Origin of the sequence: Streptococcus oralis, assembly GCF_003943415.1 — a bacterium.
Taxonomy (GTDB): Bacteria; Bacillota; Bacilli; order Lactobacillales; family Streptococcaceae; genus Streptococcus; species Streptococcus oralis_BJ.
The window spans coordinates 1-572 of record NZ_RJPK01000041.1 but is presented as its reverse complement, the minus strand read 5'-3'; the positions used below and the strand labels follow the sequence as shown (position 1 = coordinate 572).

Here is a 572-nt window from a genome sequence, read left to right as displayed (position 1 = left end):
GTTCACGTCGTGCATCCGGACGGACTTTCGATTAAAAAGGGACAAATTCAGGCGCTTCAGGAAGAGTTTTCAAAGACCGGTTTGGAATCGCATAAAAAGCTGTACATTATCTCCCATGCCGATCAAATGACGGTCAATGCGGCGAACAGCCTTCTGAAGTTTTTAGAGGAGCCGAGCAGCGATACAATCGCTGTTCTTTTAACGGAACAGCCGCAAAAATTGCTCGATACGATCATATCGAGATGCCAAGTTTTATCCTTTCAGTCGTTGCAGCCCGAATCAATTGAAAAGGAACTGATCAAACAAGAGGTCTCACCGAATATTGCTGCCCTTTTGTCGAATATGACAAACAATTTATCGGAAGCGCTCGAATTGAGTCGAAATGATCAATTTGCAGAGTCGCGAGCGAAAGTGATAAAATTGTATGAAGTCTTACACCAGCGAAAAGGACATGCTTTTTTCTATATTCAAGATCAGTGGATGCCCTTTTTCAAGGAGAAAGACCACCAAGAAATGGGTCTTGATATGCTTTTATTTATATATCGCGACGTGTTGTCCATTCAGTTGGGACA

Annotated in this window: 1 pseudogene; it reads left to right on the top strand. The window is 42.7% G+C overall.

Annotation, left to right across the window (positions count from 1 at the left end):
• Nucleotides 1–572 (top strand): annotated as a pseudogene (locus tag D8801_RS09765) (DNA polymerase III subunit delta'); the annotation flags it as partial.